Source organism: Pseudomonas sp. Ga0074129 (assembly GCA_001465025.1).
In the GTDB taxonomy this organism is placed as follows: Bacteria; Pseudomonadota; Gammaproteobacteria; order Pseudomonadales; family Pseudomonadaceae; genus Aquipseudomonas.
In genome coordinates, this window is record LNDO01000081.1 from 1 (window position 1) to 15,880 (window position 15,880).

Sequence of the window (15,880 nt, forward strand, 5' to 3'; positions counted from 1 at the left end):
GGGCAACAACCGGTTAAAAACGCTCAAATAGTGGGCAATTCGCTTTGTCTTTGTCGCGCTCTGTCCATTTATGAATTCAAGTCCGACAGGCTGCTAGGCCTGCGGTGTGCGGTCGTGCGCGCCTGTGCGCTGGGGGCAATGCTCATCCCGGATTGCATCCGGGCTACGGGTGTGGCGGCGAGCGTGCGGACGTACCTGGCAGGTACTGCCCATGAGCCAGTTTAAGTTTACCGGGCGCGACGCGCAGGGCACGAAGGTCAGTGGCAGCCGCGAAAGCGCGTCGGCCGACAGCCTGGCCAGTGAACTGCTAGCCGAGCGCATCACGCCCCTGACCATCGATGAGCAGGCTCCGGTGGCGGACAACGATGCCTGGGCTCAACTCAAGGAGCGTCTGCGGCGCAAGCGCGTTGACCTGGAAGAACTGATTATCTTCTGCCGACAGATGTACAGCCTGAGCAAAGCCGGGGTGCCGATCATCCGCGCCATTGGCGGTTTGGCCGAGTCTCATCGCAACCCGTATTTCCGCGAAGTGCTGCAGGACGTGCGCAGCGATCTGGAGGGCGGGCAGGGCATGGCCGTGGCCCTCAATGGCCACCCCAAGGTGTTCAACACCCTGTTTGTCAGCATGATCAGCGTCGGTGAGAACACCGGCCAGTTGGATCAGGCGTTTCGCCAGCTCTCGGTGTACCTGGAGTTGGAGCGCGAAACCCGTAAACGCATCAAGCAAGCCACCCGTTACCCGTTGTTTGTGCTCTCGGCGATGGCGGTGGCGCTGGTGGTGATCAACCTGTTTGTGATCCCGGCGTTTTCCAAGGTTTTCGCCCAGTTCAAGGCCGAACTGCCCTGGGCGACACAGGTGCTGATCGGCACCTCGCAGTTTTTTCAGGATTTCTGGTGGTTGCTGGCGCTGCTGTTCGGGGCCAGCCTGTATGGCTTTTTCAAATGGATCGAGACCGATGCCGGCGCGCTGAAATGGGACCAGATCAAACTGCGCCTGCCGATTGTCGGCGGCATCTTCGAGCGCATCGCTCTGGCTCGCTTCACCCGCACCTTCGCCATGATGTATCGCGCCGGCGTGCCGCTGTTGCAAACCCTGTCGATCAACAGTGCCAGCGTCGGCAATCGCTATATCGGTCAGGCGATTCTGGCCATGCGCGAAGGCATTGAACGCGGTGAAGCGCTGACCCGCACAGCGTCTGCCAGCGGCCTGTTCACCCCGCTGGTGCTGCAGATGATGGCCGTGGGTGAAGAAACCGGCGCGCTGGACGATTTGTTTGTTGAAGTGGCGGATTTTTACGAGCAGGAAGTGGACTACGACCTCAAGCAACTGGCCGATGCCATCGAGCCCATTCTGATTGTCGCCATGGGCATCATGGTGCTGGTGTTGGCACTGGGTGTCTTCCTGCCCATGTGGGAACTTGGCTCGGCGGCGAAGGGGCGTTGATGCAAACATTAATTGCCAGGCTCGGCCGAGAAAATGCAAACTACATCACAGTTTTAGCGGGTGTGGTACGCACGGCTGATGCACCGTCGCTCGGTCTGTTGTGTGCCCCACGAGGTGCGTATGCGGGCTATTGAGCGCGGCTTTACCCTGATCGAGTTGGTGGTGGTGATTGCCATCATCGGCGTGCTGGCGGCGCTGGCATTGCCCCGGCTGATCAACCCGGCCAGAGACGCCCACGAAGTGGCGGTCAAAAGCACCGCCAGCGCACTGGCCTCCGCCGTGCTGCTGGTGCGCGCGCAGTGGGAACTGAACCGCAATGGTGGCCGTAATGGCTGTGCCGACGGTAACTGCCAGATCAACGTGCAGGGCTTTAGCGACGGCACGGTAGACGTCAACGCCAGTGGCTGGCCGATTGGCACTGCGCGGGTGGGCCTACCCAACGCCGCCTCGAGCATGAGCGCCGCCACCTGCAACCAGGTGTTCGGTGCCGTGCTGCAAGGCGCGGCCCCAAGCGTCGGCACCGCGACCGGCAACGACTATGTAACCAGTGCTTCAGGCACCCTGTGCACCTTCACTTACCAGGCTGAAGGCGGCAACGACAGCATCCAGTACAACGCCAATACCGGCAGCGTGACCTATACCTTTCAATAAGGCTTTCAACCCGGAGTGATACCCATGAACAAACAACAAAGCGGCTTTACCCTGATCGAACTGATCATGGTGATTGTGATCCTCGGCGTGCTGGCGGCCTTTGCGTTGCCGAGATTTGCGGATTTCAGTAACGAGGCTCGTGCCGCGTCCATGAACGGTATTGCCGGCTCTGTGCGCTCAGCATCAGCCATTTCTCGCGCGGCATTTTTGGCGGAGGGCGACAGTGCAGCAACCACAGTGGAAATCGAAGGCGTAGACATTGCCTTGGCTAATGGTTATCCGGCGGCTACGGCTGCTGGCATTACCGCTGCCGCTCAGGTTGGTGGCGTCACAGCGACTCCCGGTACCGGAGCGATCACCTACACAGTGACAGGTTATACCGGTACAAACTGCAGTGTTGTGTACACAGCGGCGACAGCATCTGCACCGCCGACCATTGTAGCAACCACCGACGGCTGCTAATCCCTGTGCGCGGCTTTACCTTGGTCGAGTTGCTGATGGTCATCGTGATCATCGGCACTCTAGCCGCCGTGGTAGGGCCGCGCTTTTTTGATCGGCAGGTGTTTGATGAGCGCCTGTTCCACGAACAACTGGCCAGTGCTGTGCGATATGCGCAAAAACAGGCCTTGGCCAGTGGTTGCTTGGTGCAGGCGCAATTGGACAGCAGCGGTTTGCGCCTACGCCGCGCGGCCGATTGTGTCAGCGGTGCCTACAGCGCCAACCTTCAGGCGGCGGACGGGGTGTATGCCGACATGGCCTTGCCTGCGGGTGTAACGCTGACCGACAACAGTTTTCCGGTGACCTTCAATGCCCTCGGGCAGCCCGATCGCAGCGTCGCCGTCAGCCTGGGAGGGCATGGCGTGCGGGTGCATGCGCCTGCCGGCTGGATTGAAACCACACCATGAACACCACGCCATGATGCGTCAGCGCGGCATGACCCTGGTCGAACTGGTGATGGCTATCGTCATCATCGGCATTGCCGCGGCCGCACTCTACAGTGCCATGGCCAGCCTCGCCGGGCGCAGTGCCGACCCGATGTTGCGCCAGCAAAGTGTGCTGTTGGCTGAAGCCTACCTTGAAGAAATCCTCGCCCAAGCCTATGCCGACCCGGGTGCAGCCGCGTGCAATCAGCGCCTGTGTTTCGATGACGTGCTCGACTACCACAACCTGGACGACCAACCGCCACAGGATGCGCGCGGCGGTGTGCTCAATCAGTTGGCCGGTTACCGGGTGCGGGTGAGTGTGAGCACCGGCAGTCTGGGCGCAGGGGCGGCCAGTGTGGCGGCGCGCTATGTCGAGGTGCGGGTCAGCGATCCGACCGGTGCCGAATTGCGTCTCGGCGGCTATCGGGGGGATTACTGATGCGCCGTCAGGCCGGCTTCACCTTGGTCGAACTGGTGATGGTGATCGCCTTGGCCGGCATCGTGGCCGTGATGATCAGCACGGTGCTGGTGCGTCCCATGCAGGGCCTGATCGACCAAAGCCGTCGCGCTGAATTGGTCGACCAGACCAGCCTCGCGCTGAGCCGCATGGCCCGTGATATTCGCCTGGCGGTGCCTAACTCGGTGCGCGTGCAGGGTGGCGATCTGGAGTTGTTGCGTATTCATGCCGCAGGCCGCTACCTGCCTAATCGGGCGGGTGCTGAGGGGCTGCGCTTTGCCCCCGGTAACGCCAGTGACTGCACGGTGCCGGGTAATGACTGCCAGAGCTTTGCCGTGCTTGACCCCGCGCTGCCGGTGGCCTCGGCGCGCTGGCTGGTGCTGTACAACGTGGGCGCTGAAAGCGGCGGCGTGCCAGTGGTGGGCAGTAACCTGTGGGCGGCGGCAGCCGCAGATGGCCGGCACGTGATCAGCCCCAGCGGCAGCAGCCTGAGCTTTACCGCTGGGACAGGGCAAGGTGTGTTGCGTCTGGTGCCGCCGGGGGGCAGTTTTGCCTTTAGTTTTGCCTCACCGCAGCGACGCTTTTACTTGGCGGATGAAGTGGTGGGGCTGAGCTGCGATCTGGCCAATCGGCGTTTGCTGCGTTACACGCGCATCACGCTGGCACCGGCCTTCAGTGCGGCGCAAAGTGAGGTGCTGGCCAGTGACGTGACACGCTGCGCCTTCAGTTATCAACCCGGTAGTCAGCAACGCGCCGGTCTGGTCAGCTTGAGTTTGGGCCTTAGCCGTGACGGAGAAAGCGTCGAGTTGTTGCAGCAAGTGCAGGTGGACAATGCGCCCTGAACAGCACCAAGGCGGCTTTGCCCTGGTGGCAGCCCTGTTTCTGATGATCGTCATCGCTTTGCTGGTGGCGGCAATGAGCCGTTTATCGACTGATCAACACAGCGGCAGCAGCCTAAGTATTCAGCAGGCACGGGCCTATCAGGCCGCCCGTGCCGGACTTGAGTGGGGCATTGCGCGCAGCCTGAACAGCGGCGGCTGTGCCAGCGGCACGCCGTCGCTGGCGGGCGCTAATCTGGCGGAGTTCGCCGTGACCGTCACTTGCCAGGCCCGTGGGCCTTACAGCGAAGGCGCGCGCACGCTGCAGATCGTGCTGCTTACAGCCGAAGCCAGTAATGGTCTGCCTGGCGCGCGTTTTGATTACGCCTTCCGCCGTGTGCAGGCGCAAATAGAGGTCAGTCAGCCATGATGCTGCGAGTGCTTTTGCTGAGCGTGCTCGGGCTGTTCAGTCTGCCGGTGTTCGCGGCGACTTATACCTTCAGCAGCGGTGGTTTTTTCAATCCGCACTCACCGCCGCCCTGTTCGGGCGGGGCGTGGCAGGCACGTTTCGGCAACGTGTTCACCTGCACGGGGCGGGTCATTCTGGCTTCTGGCGATGACCTGCGTGTATCCACGGTTTTGGGTGAAGGCTTAGGCAATATTCGCGTTATTGCGTCAAACGGTTTTGCGCTGAACAACAACGTAGTAGGGACAGCAGCGAAAAATATTTCGCTGGAGTCGAGCGTCGGCAGCATCGACGCCATCGGCACTAACACCATTCAAGGGGCGGTGGTGTCGGCATCTGGTACGGTCAATCTTAGTGGTACGTCGGTTTTTTCCGTGACCAGTGGCAGCGGCGTCATTAGCTTAAACGCCGGTCAGGTCAACGGTAATGTCACCGGGCAAGGTGCAATCACCACCAATGGCACTCAGGTGAATGGCAGTCTGAGTTCCAGCAATGGGGTCATCAACCTCACCGGCGGTCAGGTCAATGGTCTGGTCACCAGTAACTGCTGCACGTTGACCAGCAACGGCACCAATCTGCTGGGCGGTGCCAACGCCAATGCCGGGCTGAGCATCACCGGCGGTACCTTGTCGGGTAACTTTACGGGCAACAGTAACCCCGCCAATTTCACTGGAGTAACGCTCACTTCAGGTTCGGTGACAGGTAGCCGCGCCACTTTTACCAACAGCCTGCTGGGGTCGGCAGCCACACCGGTGACGGTGACGACCCTATTCAATGAGGTAACCCTCAATAACACCCAGGCATTCGGTAATTTCACTGCGCCCAGTAACTCGACCATTGTTGTGAATAGCCCCAGTAGCGTGACGGGCACCTGCCTGCCCAACTCAACGCCTGCCAACGCCTGCCAGCCGCCTCTGGTGGCCACCTGTTTTTTTGACGACAACTTTGAGCGTACGACGCTGGGCGATGCCTGGGTCACGACCCGGCGCAGTGGCAGCTTTAACATTGGCATCGCCAATAACAGCGGGCGCCGCATGCGCCTGACGGATGACACCAGTGAGGTGGCGACGGCTGCGACCTTGCAATGGTTGCTGCCGGCGGCGAATAATCTGGTGACCATCGAGTTCGACTATTTCGCCTACTCCACGCGCAATAACCGGGGCGCGGACGGCATTGCGGTGATTCTTTCCGACGCCAGTGTGACGCCGCAACCCGGCAGTTTTGGCGGATCGCTGGGGTATGCCCAGCGTGATAACGGTGACGCTGGTTTTGCCGGTGGCTGGCTGGGAATTGGTCTGGATGAGTTTGGTAACTTTGCCAATCCCAATGAGGGGCGCAATGGCGGGCCGGGTTTTATTGGCGATGCACTTACTATTCGTGGCTCAGCCGCCGGTGCGTATCGTTACCTGGCCGGCACCAGCAGTCTCAATCCGGGCACTGATGCCAGTGCCGCTACCAGCAGCGCCAGCCCAGGGCATCGTTACCGTATTGTGGTTGACTCGCGTGCAGCGGGGCAGGCGATGGTCAGTGTGGCGCGGCGCACCACCAGCGGCGGCAGTTTTCAAACGCTGGTTGCGCCATTCAATGCATTGGCCAGTGCCGGGCAGGGCACTATTCCGACTGATTTTCTGTTGAGTTTCACCGGCTCGACGGGTGGCCGCGTCAACATCCATGAATTGGATGCGGTGCAAGTGTGTGCGGCACGCTACCGTCCGGTTGGGCCGCAAATTGATCATTTCCGCTTCACCCACGTCAGCAGCAGCCTGACCTGTAACCCGCTGGAAGTGACGTTGCGGGCCTGTCTGAATGCCAGTTGCAGTCAGCTCTATACCGACCCTGTGACGGTCGAACTCAGCCCCTCTGCCTTATGGGTGGGAGGCAATCCGCTGACCTTCTCGGGCGGCGTGACCACCTTGCAGTTGCGCGGAAACACGCCCGGTACGGTGACGCTCGGGGTGAACAGTTCAACGCCGCCAGCCAGGGCCTTTGGCACCAACCTTTGCAGCACCGCCGATTGCCGGGTCAGCTTTGTCGAGAGCGGGTTTATCGTCGACACCCCGGATGTGCTCGCGGCCAAACCGGCCAGTGCGACGATCCGGGCGGTGCGTGCCGACCCCGCCAATCCGCAGGCCTGTGTACCGGGTTTTGCAGGGGGCAGCCGCGAGGTGCAGTGGCGCTCCAGCTATCTTGAACCGACCACTGGGACGCAGTCCGTTCTGCTCAATGGCACCGCGGTTGGTAGTACGTTTACTCCGGTTATTGTGACGTTCGACAGCAATGCCAGCGCCACTGTGCCGCTGCGCTATGACGATGCCGGGCAGATCCGTCTGCAAGCGCGCTATGCGCCCACCAGTGGCAATGAAAGTGGGCTGGTAATGGTCGGTGAGGACAGTTTTATCAGTCGCCCCTATGGTCTGTGTCTGCAAACCCCAAGCACCTGCGGCGAAGGCAGCAGTTGGCCCAGTTGCAGCCTGATGCCGGGCGGCGTGCGTGCCGGTGATGCCTTTGATCTCGATCTGCGTGCCGTGGCCTGGCAGCGCGATGGTCAGCCGCTAACGGCTAATGAACTGTGCAGTAACTCAACAACGCCCAACTTCCGCCTGAGCAATATCGGGCTCAGCCATCAGGTGTTGGCCCCAGCGGGCGGCGTGCCGGGCAGCTTGAACCTTGATCGCTACAGCCACAATTTGGGTGCTGCGACGCGGGTCAGGCCCGCAATCAGTGAGGTCGGTGTTTTCCGCCTGAGCGCCACGCCGCCCAGCTACCTGGGGCAACCTATCAACGGCGGCAGCAGTGCACCGGTCGGGCGGCTGGCACCGGCCCGTCTGGAGGCGCAAGGCAGTGCGACCTTGCAAGCGGCGTGCGGCGTATTCAGTTATCAGGGCCAGCCGATGGGCTTCGCTCAAGTGCCGCAGGTGGACATCACCGCGCGCAACCGGCAGAACGCCATCACAGCTAATTACGATCACCCGGACTTCTGGCGCTTAGCGTCGCCCAGCCGGGCGACCCAGGCCTCGGGTTTGCCTTATCTCTCTGTGGTCAGTGCAAGTGGGCGGAATGCGTTTGCTAGTAGCCAGGCCGGTGCCGACCTGAATACGCGCTTGACGGTGCAAGGTACGACCTCGGCCGCAACACTTAATGCCACGCCGGGGGATGGCCAGCGGCGTTTCACGTGGAGTGGAGAAAACCTGGTCTATGCGCCGGCTGCTTCACCTCAAACCGAAGACTTGCCGTTTGAGGCGCAGGTGCAGATGGGATTCGAGGCGGCAGCACTGCGCGACAGCGACGGTATTTGCTATGGCAGTGAGACAAGCTGCGCCGGTTATAACTTCAGCTTTGCTGGCAGTGAGGTGCGTTTGGGCCGTCTGCTGATGGGCAATGCCCATGGCAGCGAACTGCAAAGTTTGAGCCTGCCGCTGCAGGTGCAGAGCTGGCAGAGCGTGGCTGGGCAGAATCTGTTTGCGATGAATACAACAGACTCATGCAGCAATGCCCTGCTGCAAAACGTAGATTTGGGGCCATACAGCGGCAATCTGAATGGCCACACCACCCCCGGCATCAGTTGGTCGTCCAGCAGTCGGGGTAATGTCTTATTGAGCGCACCGGGCAGCGGTAATCAAGGGTCAGTGTTAGCACGCTTGCGTAATACGCCGGCCTGGCTGTGGTTCAACTGGAGCGGTAATGGCCGTGAAGCTGCCAGTGGACTGGCAACCTTCGGTATTCATGCCGGCAGTCCGCCGCTGATCTACCGGCGTGAGCTGTACCGAACACAGTAGGCGTCAGTCGTCGCCGTCCTCGTCATCGGCGCTGTCGATGTTCATGCCCAGCTCCTTGATCTTGCGGGTCAAGGTGTTGCGGCCCCAGCCCAGCAGCACGGCGGCGTCGCGGCGGCGGCCTGCGGTGTGTTTGAGGGCGGTTTCGATCATGATCCGCTCGAAGGCCGGTACGGCGGTGTCGAGCAAGCTGGATTGGCCACGGCCCAAGGCCTGATCGGCCCATTGACGCAGTGCTTGTTCCCAGTTGCTGGCCGGGGCGCTTTCTTGCGGTTGGCTGAGCAGTTCGGGCGGCAGGTCGTCGACATGCACTTCACGCCCGGAGGCCATGACGGTGATCCAGCGGCAGGTGTTTTCCAACTGGCGCACGTTGCCCGGCCACGGCAGGTGTTTGAGGTAGTCTTCGGTTTCGCTTTTCAGCAGCTTGGGTTCGACCGCCAGTTCCAATGCGGCGCGGCTGAGGAAGTGGCGGGCGAGGGTGGGGATGTCTTCGCGACGATCCGACAGGCGCGGAATGTGAATGCGGATGACGTTGAGGCGATGGAACAAGTCTTCGCGGAACTTGCCAGCCTGCACCAGGCTTTCCAGATTCTGGTGGGTGGCGGCGATGATGCGTACATCGACCTTCACCGGGGTGTGGCCACCCACGCGGTAAAACTCACCGTCAGCCAGCACGCGCAGCAGGCGGGTCTGGGTATCGGCGGGCATGTCGCCGATTTCATCAAGAAACAGGGTGCCGCCATCGGCCTGTTCGAAGCGCCCGCGCCGCTGGTTGGCTGCGCCGGTAAACGCGCCTTTTTCATGGCCGAACAGCTCGGATTCCATCAAATCTTTCGGAATCGCCGCCATGTTCAGCGCGATAAACGGCGAGGCCGCGCGCGGGCTGTGGCGGTGCAGTGCATGGGCGACCAGCTCTTTGCCGGTGCCGGACTCGCCGTTGATCAATACGGTGATGTTGGAGTGCGACAGGCGGCCGATGGCGCGAAACACCTCCTGCATGGCCGGTGCTTCACCGATGATTTCCGGTGTGCGTGGCTGCTCGACCGGCACGGCCAGGCTTTGCTGTTCTTGCGCGTGCAGGTTGGCGCGCTTGACCAGCGACACGGCCTCATCGACGTCAAACGGCTTGGGCAGGTATTCGAACGCGCCACCCTGGTAAGACGCCACGGCGCTGTCCAGGTCGGAATGGGCGGTCATGATGATCACAGGCAAGCGCGGATACAGCTCGCGGATGCGTGCCAGCAGGTCGAGGCCGCTGGAACCCGGCATGCGGATGTCGGAAATAATCACGTCCGGCTGCTGGCGGGTTAGCCGGCTGAGCACGCCATCGGCGCTGTCAAAGCTCTGGGTGGTCATGCCTTCTTGTTGCAGGGCTTTTTCCAGCACCCAGCGGATAGAGCGGTCGTCATCGACAATCCAGACGGTTTCACTGCGACTCATGACGGTGATACTCCTTGTTCCAGCGGCAGGAAGATCGAGAACACGGTATGGCCTGGATGGCTCTCGCATTCGATCAGGCCTTGGTGCTGACTAATAATGTTCTGGGTAATGGCTAAGCCCAGGCCGGTGCCGTCGGCACGCCCGCTGACCATGGGGTAGAAGATGGTTTCTTGCAGTTCGGGTGGAATGCCGGGGCCGTTGTCGATGATTTCAATCTTGGTCACCAGGCGATGACGGCAATGACCGATGGTGAATTGACGCAGGGTGCGGGTGCGCAAGGTGATGCGGCCCAAGCGCAGATCGCTTTGCGCGGCGAGCGCTTGCATGGCGTTGCGCACGATATTCAGCACGGCCTGAATCATTTGTTCACGGTCGATCAGAACATCGGGAATACTCGGATCATAGTCGCGCACCAAAATGATGCTGCCCTGGCTTTCCGCTTCCACCAAGCTGCCAACGCGCTCCAACACTTCATGCACGTTGGTCATCGACAGTGACGGCAGCTTGTTCGAGCCGAGCATGCGATCGACCAGGTTACGCAGGCGGTCGGCCTCTTCAATGATCACGTTGGTGTAATCCTTGAGGCTCTCCTCGGGCAGTTCACGCGCCAACAACTGCGCTGCACCACGAATGCCGCCCAGCGGGTTTTTGATCTCATGGGCCAGGCCGCGCACCAGCATTTTGGTGGTTTCCTGCTTGGACAACTGGGCCTCTTCCTTGGTGATGCGCAGCAGGCGATCACGCGGGTGGACTTCCAGCAGCAGCAGGGTTTCACCGCGATTGAGCACAGGCGTTACCGCGTAATCGACGGTCAGGGTCTGGCCGCTGACGGAGGTCAGTACCGCTTCACGTTTGTTGAACGGGTGGGCGTGTTCCACCGCCTGACGCAACGCGCTGAGGGCTTCGCTGGATTCAGTGAACAGTTCGCTGATGAATTGCCCGTGGCTGCGTTGGCCGCTGACGGCCAGGAGCATCTCCGCTGCCGGGTTCATGTATTCAAGACGCAGGTTGTCATTGAGCAACAACGTGGCCGTGGTCAAGTTGTCCAGCAGCAGGCGGTGCAGTGCGTCGTTAATGATCATATTGAATGTCGCAGACCCTTGGGTTCCAGCAGTGCAGCTGGAAAATGCAAGAAGCAAACCAAAGCCCCGAAAAGAAGCGTGGTTAAGCATGGAATGCCACGAATAGGCTGCTTTGCAGCGCAGCCGGGAGTTTTGAGGCGACCCAAAACAGGGAGAGTATAGAAACGCAGTGCTATAAGCGCACCTTAATGGTGCGCCATGCTGGCGCGGTGCCTGCCAAGAGGCATTGCCACGCTGATTTAAAGGAAGGGCACGAAGGGAATGTCTTTCTTCTCGGGCGGCTTGTCTTTGAGCGGGCATTCCGGCCGCACACCGTAATCAGCTTTCTTGCACGGATTGACCATGCGTTTTTGCGCCAGTGAGATACGCAGCATGTGAAACGGTTGGCTGGGCGTGCGCTCGATGATGCGGCCCTGCGCGTCGATGATTTCCACCGCCAATTGATGGCTGCCGCGGTCAATGTTCTCCATGGGGAACACTGGGCTGGTGCCCACTTCGCCAACCGGCTCGCCATTGAGCAGTAGGCGGTAGTTGTGACCGGGGAAGAGCTTCGGTTCGCTGTTAACGCTGACAATCAGATTGCCCGCGCTGTCGCGGATGGTCGCATCGGGCTGCGGCACCAGAATGCGTAGCAGGCTGTAACGCAGGCCAGGTTCTGGCGGCGTCACGACAACTGGGGCGACAGGCGCGCGCGGGGTGGCACTCATCGAATTGCTGGGTGCCAGTTGCACGCGCTCTGCATTGCCAGAGCGAGGCTTGTCAGTGAAAACGCGATTCCCGTCTGCATCTATATAGGTGTAAACCTGCGCCAAGGCAGGCAGGGCGAGCAGCATCAGGCCGCATAACAACAAAGTACGCATAGGTCAGTTGGCTGGCTTGGGTTGAGGCTTGGGTGGTGGGGGAGGCGGGCGTAGGGCTGGGCTTTTGGTATTAACCCGCTGCACGGTAAATGTGGTGGTGGCGCTCTGCTGGATCGACTTGCCGTCGCTAAGGACCTCAACGGCCAGGCTGTGCTCGCCGCGGTCGGCATTACTGACCTGCAAGCGCGGCACATTGCTCGGTTGGCCGTGGGGTTTGCCGTCAAGCAGCAAGCGCAGGCGATGGTTGCTGGCCAGGCGTGGCTCAATGCTTACGCCAACGGCAAAAGTGCCATTGTTGGCCCGCAGCGCTTCATCGGTTGGGATTTCGGTTAATTGCAGGGTGCTGTAAGGGGCGCTGGCGTTGGCGGGATCAGCTGATGCGCTAGCAGCAGGTGCGCTGGGCGCTGGCATCGGCACGCTATTGGTCTGCTTAAGCTCAATGCTCTGCGCCGCCTGACCTTCTGGTGGTTGGTCGGTGAAGACCGTGTTGCCATTGGCGTCGGTGTAGGTATAGATCTGCGCGCTGGCGGGCAATGCCAGTCCCAGCAGCAGGCAAAAAAGTAGAGGACGCATACCTGTCTCTCCCGTATGAGGTACGCCAAGCCTTGCACCGCCAGCGCACTCTGGCAAGCGCGTTGATGGCTGAACGTGTACCTGTGCAGAAATCATCAGGTTTAAAGGTGGCGGTGGCTTACCGTTAAACGCAAAAAGGCCACCCGAAGGTGGCCTCTTGTCTTGCGTGCCGGATTAGACGCTGTAGTACAGGTCGTATTCCAGCGGGTGTACGAAGGTGCGTACTTTGATTTCTTCTTCAGACTTCAGTTCGATGTAGGCATCGATGAAATCGTCGGAGAACACGCCGCCTTTGGTCAGGAACGCACGGCCTTTGTCCAGCTCTTCCAGGGCTTCTTTCAGGCTGCCGCACACTTGCGGGATCAGCTTGCCTTCTTCTGGTGGCAGGTCGTACAGGTTCTTGTCGGCAGCATCGCCAGGGTGGATCTTGTTCTGGATGCCGTCCAGGCCAGCCATCAGCAGTGCAGCGAAGCACAGGTATGGGTTGGCAGCCGGATCCGGGAAGCGTGCTTCGATGCGGCGGGCTTTCGGGCTGGAAACGTAAGGAATACGGATCGAAGCCGAACGGTTACGCGCCGAGTAAGCCAGCATTACTGGGGCTTCGAAACCTGGAACCAGACGCTTGTAGGAGTTGGTTGCCGGGTTGGTGAAGCCGTTCAGGGCCTTACCGTGTTTGATGATGCCGCCGATGAAGTACAGGGCGGTATCGGACAGGCCGGCATAGCCTTCGCCGGAGAAGGTGTTCTTGCCATCTTTGGAGATGGACATGTGTACGTGCATGCCCGAACCGTTGTCGCCGTACAGTGGCTTCGGCATGAAGGTAGCGGTTTTGCCGTAGGCGTCAGCGACGTTGTGCACGCAGTACTTCAGGGTCTGAACTTCGTCAGCCTTGGCAACCAGGGTGTTGAACTTCACACCGATTTCGTTCTGGCCGGCAGTCGCCACTTCGTGGTGGTGAACTTCGATGACCAGGCCCATTTCTTCCATGGCATTACACATGGCAGTACGGATTTCGTGGTCGTGGTCGCACGGCGGAACTGGGAAGTAACCGCCTTTGACGGCTGGGCGGTGGCCCTTGTTGCCGCCCTCGACGTCCTGGTCAGTCATCCAGGAACCTTGCTCGGAGTAGATCTTGAACATGGAGCCGGAGATGTCCGACTTGAACTTGACCTGATCGAAGATGAAGAACTCAGGCTCTGGGCCGACAAATACGGTGTCGCCGATGCCGGTGGTTTTCAGGAACTCTTCAGCGCGCTTGGCGATCGAGCGCGGGTCACGATCGTAGCCTTGCATGGTGCTCGGCTCGATGATGTCGCAAACGATGATCAGGGTCGGCTCTTCGGTGAATGGATCCAGCACAGCGGTTTCGTCAACCGGCAGCAGGATCATGTCGGAGGCTTCGATGCCTTTCCAGCCATGAATGGAGGAGCCGTCGAACATTTTGCCGACTTCGAAGAACTCGTCGTCCAGGGCGTCGCGTGCCGGCATGGTCACGTGATGCTGTTTGCCTTTGGTGTCGGTGAAGCGCAGGTCAACCCACTTCACGTCGTGTTCTTTAATAAGTTGAATCGACTTCGACATGCTGTCCTCCAGGTGGATAAGGCTCGAACGCTGAGCCCTTAATAGTTCGGTACGGCTGACGGGATAGTCCGTCAGAGCATCCTGCCTCACAAGAGAGCAAATTGCATGCCAGTGCACAGGAATGGGTGTAAGCCCTGAAACTCAGGGCTGGCGGGGGCTGTGCGTGAATAGCGACGAATTAATTGCACCAATTAAGAGCGCTATATTTGTGGCGCGCTCTTTTATGGTGCGCAGTTTGGCTGTGTGAGGATTTTTGATCAAAGCGTGAGCAATTTCCGCTATAATCCGCGCCCCTGTTTTTTGGCCGTCTCGGCACGCAGCGTTTTCATGAAACTGATCGTTAAAGTCTTCCCGGAAATCACCATTAAAAGTCGGCCGGTGCGTAAGCACTTTATCCGGCAGCTGGCGAAGAATATTCGCTCGGTTTTGCGTGAGTTCGATCCACAGCTGCAGGTCAGCGGTGTGTGGGACAACCTGGAAGTCGAAACGCAGATCAGTGATCCGAAAACCCTGCAGGCGATGATTGAGCGCCTGAGCTGCACACCCGGCATCACTCACTTCCTGCAAGTCGATGAATACCCGTTGGGCGATTTCGATGACGTGCTGGAAAAGTGCAAGCTGCATTTCGCCGACCAGTTGCCGGGCAAGATCTTCGCCGTGCGCTGCAAACGCGCTGGCAAGCATGCCTTCAGTTCCATGGACATCGAGCGTTATGTCGGTAGCCAGTTGCGCCAACAGTGCGGCGCGGCCGGTATATCGCTGAAAGACCCGGACGTGGTGGTACGCATGGAAATTCGCGACCAACGCCTGTTCGTTATTCACCATCAGCACGACGGCTTAGGCGGTTATCCGCTGGGCTCGCTGGAGCAAACGCTGGTGCTGATGAGCGGTGGTTTCGATTCCACCGTGGCGGCCTACCAGATGATGCGTCGCGGTCTGGTCACCCACTTCTGCTTCTTCAACCTCGGCGGTCGTGCCCACGAGTTGGGCGTGATGGAAGTGGCGCACTATTTGTGGGAGAAGTTCGGTAGCTCGCAGCGCGTTCTGTTTATTAGCGTGCCGTTTGAGGAAGTGCTGGGCGAGATTCTCGGCAAGGTCGACAACAGCCAGATGGGCGTGATCTTAAAACGCATGATGCTGCGCGCTGCGACCCGCATGGCCGAGCAACTGCAGATCAATGCGTTGGTTACCGGTGAGGCGATTTCCCAAGTCTCCAGCCAGACGCTGCCCAATCTCTCGGTGATTGATTCGGCCACCGACATGCTGGTGTTGCGCCCGCTGATCGCCAGCCACAAGCAGGACATCATCGACACCGCCACGCAGATCGGCACCGCCGAATTTGCCAAGCACATGCCAGAATACTGCGGCGTGATTTCGGTAAACCCGACCACGCGCGCCAAGAAAGACCGTATCGAACACGAAGAGCGCCAGATAGACATGGCCGTCTTCGAGCGCGCCTTGTCGCGTGCCACCTTGCTGCCGATCGACAAAGTCATCGACGAGCTGGGCAAGGACATCAAGGTTGAGGAAATCAACGAAGCCTTGGCTGGACATGTCATCATTGACATCCGCCACCCCGATAGCGCCGAAGAGCAGCCCTTAGAGCTGCCCGGTATTGAGGTGCAGGCGCTGCCTTTCTATGCCCTTAACAGCAAGTTCAAGGAGCTGGATGAGGCGCGCCAGTACCTGTTGTATTGCGATAAAGGTGTGATGAGCCGTTTGCATGCCCACCATTTGCTGAGTGAGGGGCATGCCAATGTGCGCGTTTATCGTCCGGCATAAAACGCCCGGGTTGAATGGCGGCAGTATCCG

General features: G+C 60.0%; 14 protein-coding genes. 9 read left to right on the forward strand and 5 right to left on the reverse strand.

Features of this window, described 5'->3' with window-relative positions:
• The first annotated feature begins 211 nt into the window (after window positions 1-211).
• The 8 genes from AUK77_RS11000 to AUK77_RS11035 all read left to right on the forward strand — a co-directional run bounded on the left by AUK77_RS11000 (window position 212) and on the right by AUK77_RS11035 (window position 8,535).
• Window positions 212-1,444 carry a type II secretion system F family protein gene (locus tag AUK77_RS11000; RefSeq protein WP_296129507.1) on the forward strand — a complete coding sequence of 411 codons (1,233 nt, stop codon included), beginning with the start codon at window positions 212-214 and terminating at the stop codon, window positions 1,442-1,444.
• Window positions 1,445-1,564: 120 nt separating this feature from the next.
• Window positions 1,565-2,095, forward strand: coding sequence for a prepilin-type N-terminal cleavage/methylation domain-containing protein (locus AUK77_RS11005; RefSeq protein WP_296129510.1), 531 nt, complete (start codon window positions 1,565-1,567; stop codon window positions 2,093-2,095).
• A 24-nt stretch (window positions 2,096-2,119) separates the two neighbouring features.
• Entirely contained in the window at window positions 2,120-2,557 is a 438-nt protein-coding gene (locus tag AUK77_RS11010; protein ID WP_296129513.1) for a type II secretion system protein, read from the forward strand.
• A gap of 5 nt (window positions 2,558-2,562) precedes the next feature.
• Window positions 2,563-3,000 carry a prepilin-type N-terminal cleavage/methylation domain-containing protein gene (locus AUK77_RS11015; RefSeq protein WP_296129515.1) on the forward strand — a complete coding sequence of 146 codons (438 nt, stop codon included), beginning with the start codon at window positions 2,563-2,565 and terminating at the stop codon, window positions 2,998-3,000.
• A 10-nt stretch (window positions 3,001-3,010) separates the two neighbouring features.
• On the forward strand, window positions 3,011-3,457 hold the full coding sequence (locus tag AUK77_RS11020; RefSeq protein WP_296129518.1) for a prepilin-type N-terminal cleavage/methylation domain-containing protein: 447 nt from the start codon (window positions 3,011-3,013) through the stop codon (window positions 3,455-3,457).
• Entirely contained in the window at window positions 3,457-4,317 is an 861-nt protein-coding gene (locus AUK77_RS11025) for a type II secretion system protein (RefSeq protein WP_296129520.1), read from the forward strand. The genes AUK77_RS11020 and AUK77_RS11025 overlap by 1 nt, the downstream gene beginning before the upstream one ends.
• Window positions 4,307-4,723, forward strand: a complete 417-nt coding sequence (locus AUK77_RS11030; protein ID WP_296129524.1) for a hypothetical protein — start codon at window positions 4,307-4,309, stop codon at window positions 4,721-4,723. The genes AUK77_RS11025 and AUK77_RS11030 overlap by 11 nt, the downstream gene beginning before the upstream one ends.
• Window positions 4,720-8,535 (forward strand): DUF6701 domain-containing protein, encoded by a 3,816-nt coding sequence (locus AUK77_RS11035; protein ID WP_296129527.1) that lies wholly within the window; start codon window positions 4,720-4,722, stop codon window positions 8,533-8,535. The genes AUK77_RS11030 and AUK77_RS11035 overlap by 4 nt, the downstream gene beginning before the upstream one ends.
• Window positions 8,536-8,538: 3 nt before the next feature.
• Here the strand turns inward: AUK77_RS11035 and ntrC are convergent, their stop codons facing one another.
• From ntrC to glnA, 5 genes are all read right to left on the reverse strand, one after another.
• Entirely contained in the window at window positions 8,539-9,972 is a 1,434-nt protein-coding gene (ntrC, locus tag AUK77_RS11040; RefSeq protein ID WP_296129529.1) for a nitrogen regulation protein NR(I), read from the reverse strand.
• Window positions 9,969-11,051: a nitrogen regulation protein NR(II) gene (gene glnL / locus AUK77_RS11045; protein ID WP_296129646.1), complete on the reverse strand. Its 1,083-nt coding sequence runs from the start codon at window positions 11,049-11,051 to the stop codon at window positions 9,969-9,971. Before glnL ends, ntrC begins: the two co-directional genes overlap by 4 nt.
• A gap of 242 nt (window positions 11,052-11,293) precedes the next feature.
• On the reverse strand, window positions 11,294-11,914 hold the full coding sequence (locus tag AUK77_RS11050) for a DUF4124 domain-containing protein (RefSeq protein ID WP_296129531.1): 621 nt from the start codon (window positions 11,912-11,914) through the stop codon (window positions 11,294-11,296).
• A 3-nt stretch (window positions 11,915-11,917) separates the two neighbouring features.
• Window positions 11,918-12,487, reverse strand: a complete 570-nt coding sequence (locus tag AUK77_RS11055) for a DUF4124 domain-containing protein (protein ID WP_296129534.1) — start codon at window positions 12,485-12,487, stop codon at window positions 11,918-11,920.
• A gap of 174 nt (window positions 12,488-12,661) precedes the next feature.
• Window positions 12,662-14,068: a glutamate--ammonia ligase gene (gene glnA / locus AUK77_RS11060; RefSeq protein WP_296129537.1), complete on the reverse strand. Its 1,407-nt coding sequence runs from the start codon at window positions 14,066-14,068 to the stop codon at window positions 12,662-12,664.
• Between the two features lie 327 nt (window positions 14,069-14,395).
• Here glnA and thiI point away from each other — a divergent pair, with 327 nt between their 5' ends.
• Window positions 14,396-15,850 carry a tRNA uracil 4-sulfurtransferase ThiI gene (gene thiI, locus AUK77_RS11065; protein ID WP_296129540.1) on the forward strand — a complete coding sequence of 485 codons (1,455 nt, stop codon included), beginning with the start codon at window positions 14,396-14,398 and terminating at the stop codon, window positions 15,848-15,850.
• Window positions 15,851-15,880: the final 30 nt, after the last annotated feature.

Coding starts and splice junctions, on each gene's coding strand:
- AUK77_RS11050 (WP_296129531.1), bottom strand. CDS start 11,914: ATGCGTACTTTGTTGTTATGCGGCCTGATGCTGCTCGCCCTGCCTGCC.
- AUK77_RS11025 (WP_296129520.1), top strand. CDS start 3,457: ATGCGCCGTCAGGCCGGCTTCACCTTGGTCGAACTGGTGATGGTGATC.
- AUK77_RS11035 (WP_296129527.1), top strand. CDS start 4,720: ATGATGCTGCGAGTGCTTTTGCTGAGCGTGCTCGGGCTGTTCAGTCTG.
- AUK77_RS11010 (WP_296129513.1), top strand. CDS start 2,120: ATGAACAAACAACAAAGCGGCTTTACCCTGATCGAACTGATCATGGTG.
- AUK77_RS11055 (WP_296129534.1), bottom strand. CDS start 12,487: ATGCGTCCTCTACTTTTTTGCCTGCTGCTGGGACTGGCATTGCCCGCC.
- AUK77_RS11020 (WP_296129518.1), top strand. CDS start 3,011: ATGATGCGTCAGCGCGGCATGACCCTGGTCGAACTGGTGATGGCTATC.
- AUK77_RS11030 (WP_296129524.1), top strand. CDS start 4,307: ATGCGCCCTGAACAGCACCAAGGCGGCTTTGCCCTGGTGGCAGCCCTG.
- AUK77_RS11000 (WP_296129507.1), top strand. CDS start 212: ATGAGCCAGTTTAAGTTTACCGGGCGCGACGCGCAGGGCACGAAGGTC.
- thiI (WP_296129540.1), top strand. CDS start 14,396: ATGAAACTGATCGTTAAAGTCTTCCCGGAAATCACCATTAAAAGTCGG.
- AUK77_RS11005 (WP_296129510.1), top strand. CDS start 1,565: ATGCGGGCTATTGAGCGCGGCTTTACCCTGATCGAGTTGGTGGTGGTG.
- ntrC (WP_296129529.1), bottom strand. CDS start 9,972: ATGAGTCGCAGTGAAACCGTCTGGATTGTCGATGACGACCGCTCTATC.
- glnA (WP_296129537.1), bottom strand. CDS start 14,068: ATGTCGAAGTCGATTCAACTTATTAAAGAACACGACGTGAAGTGGGTT.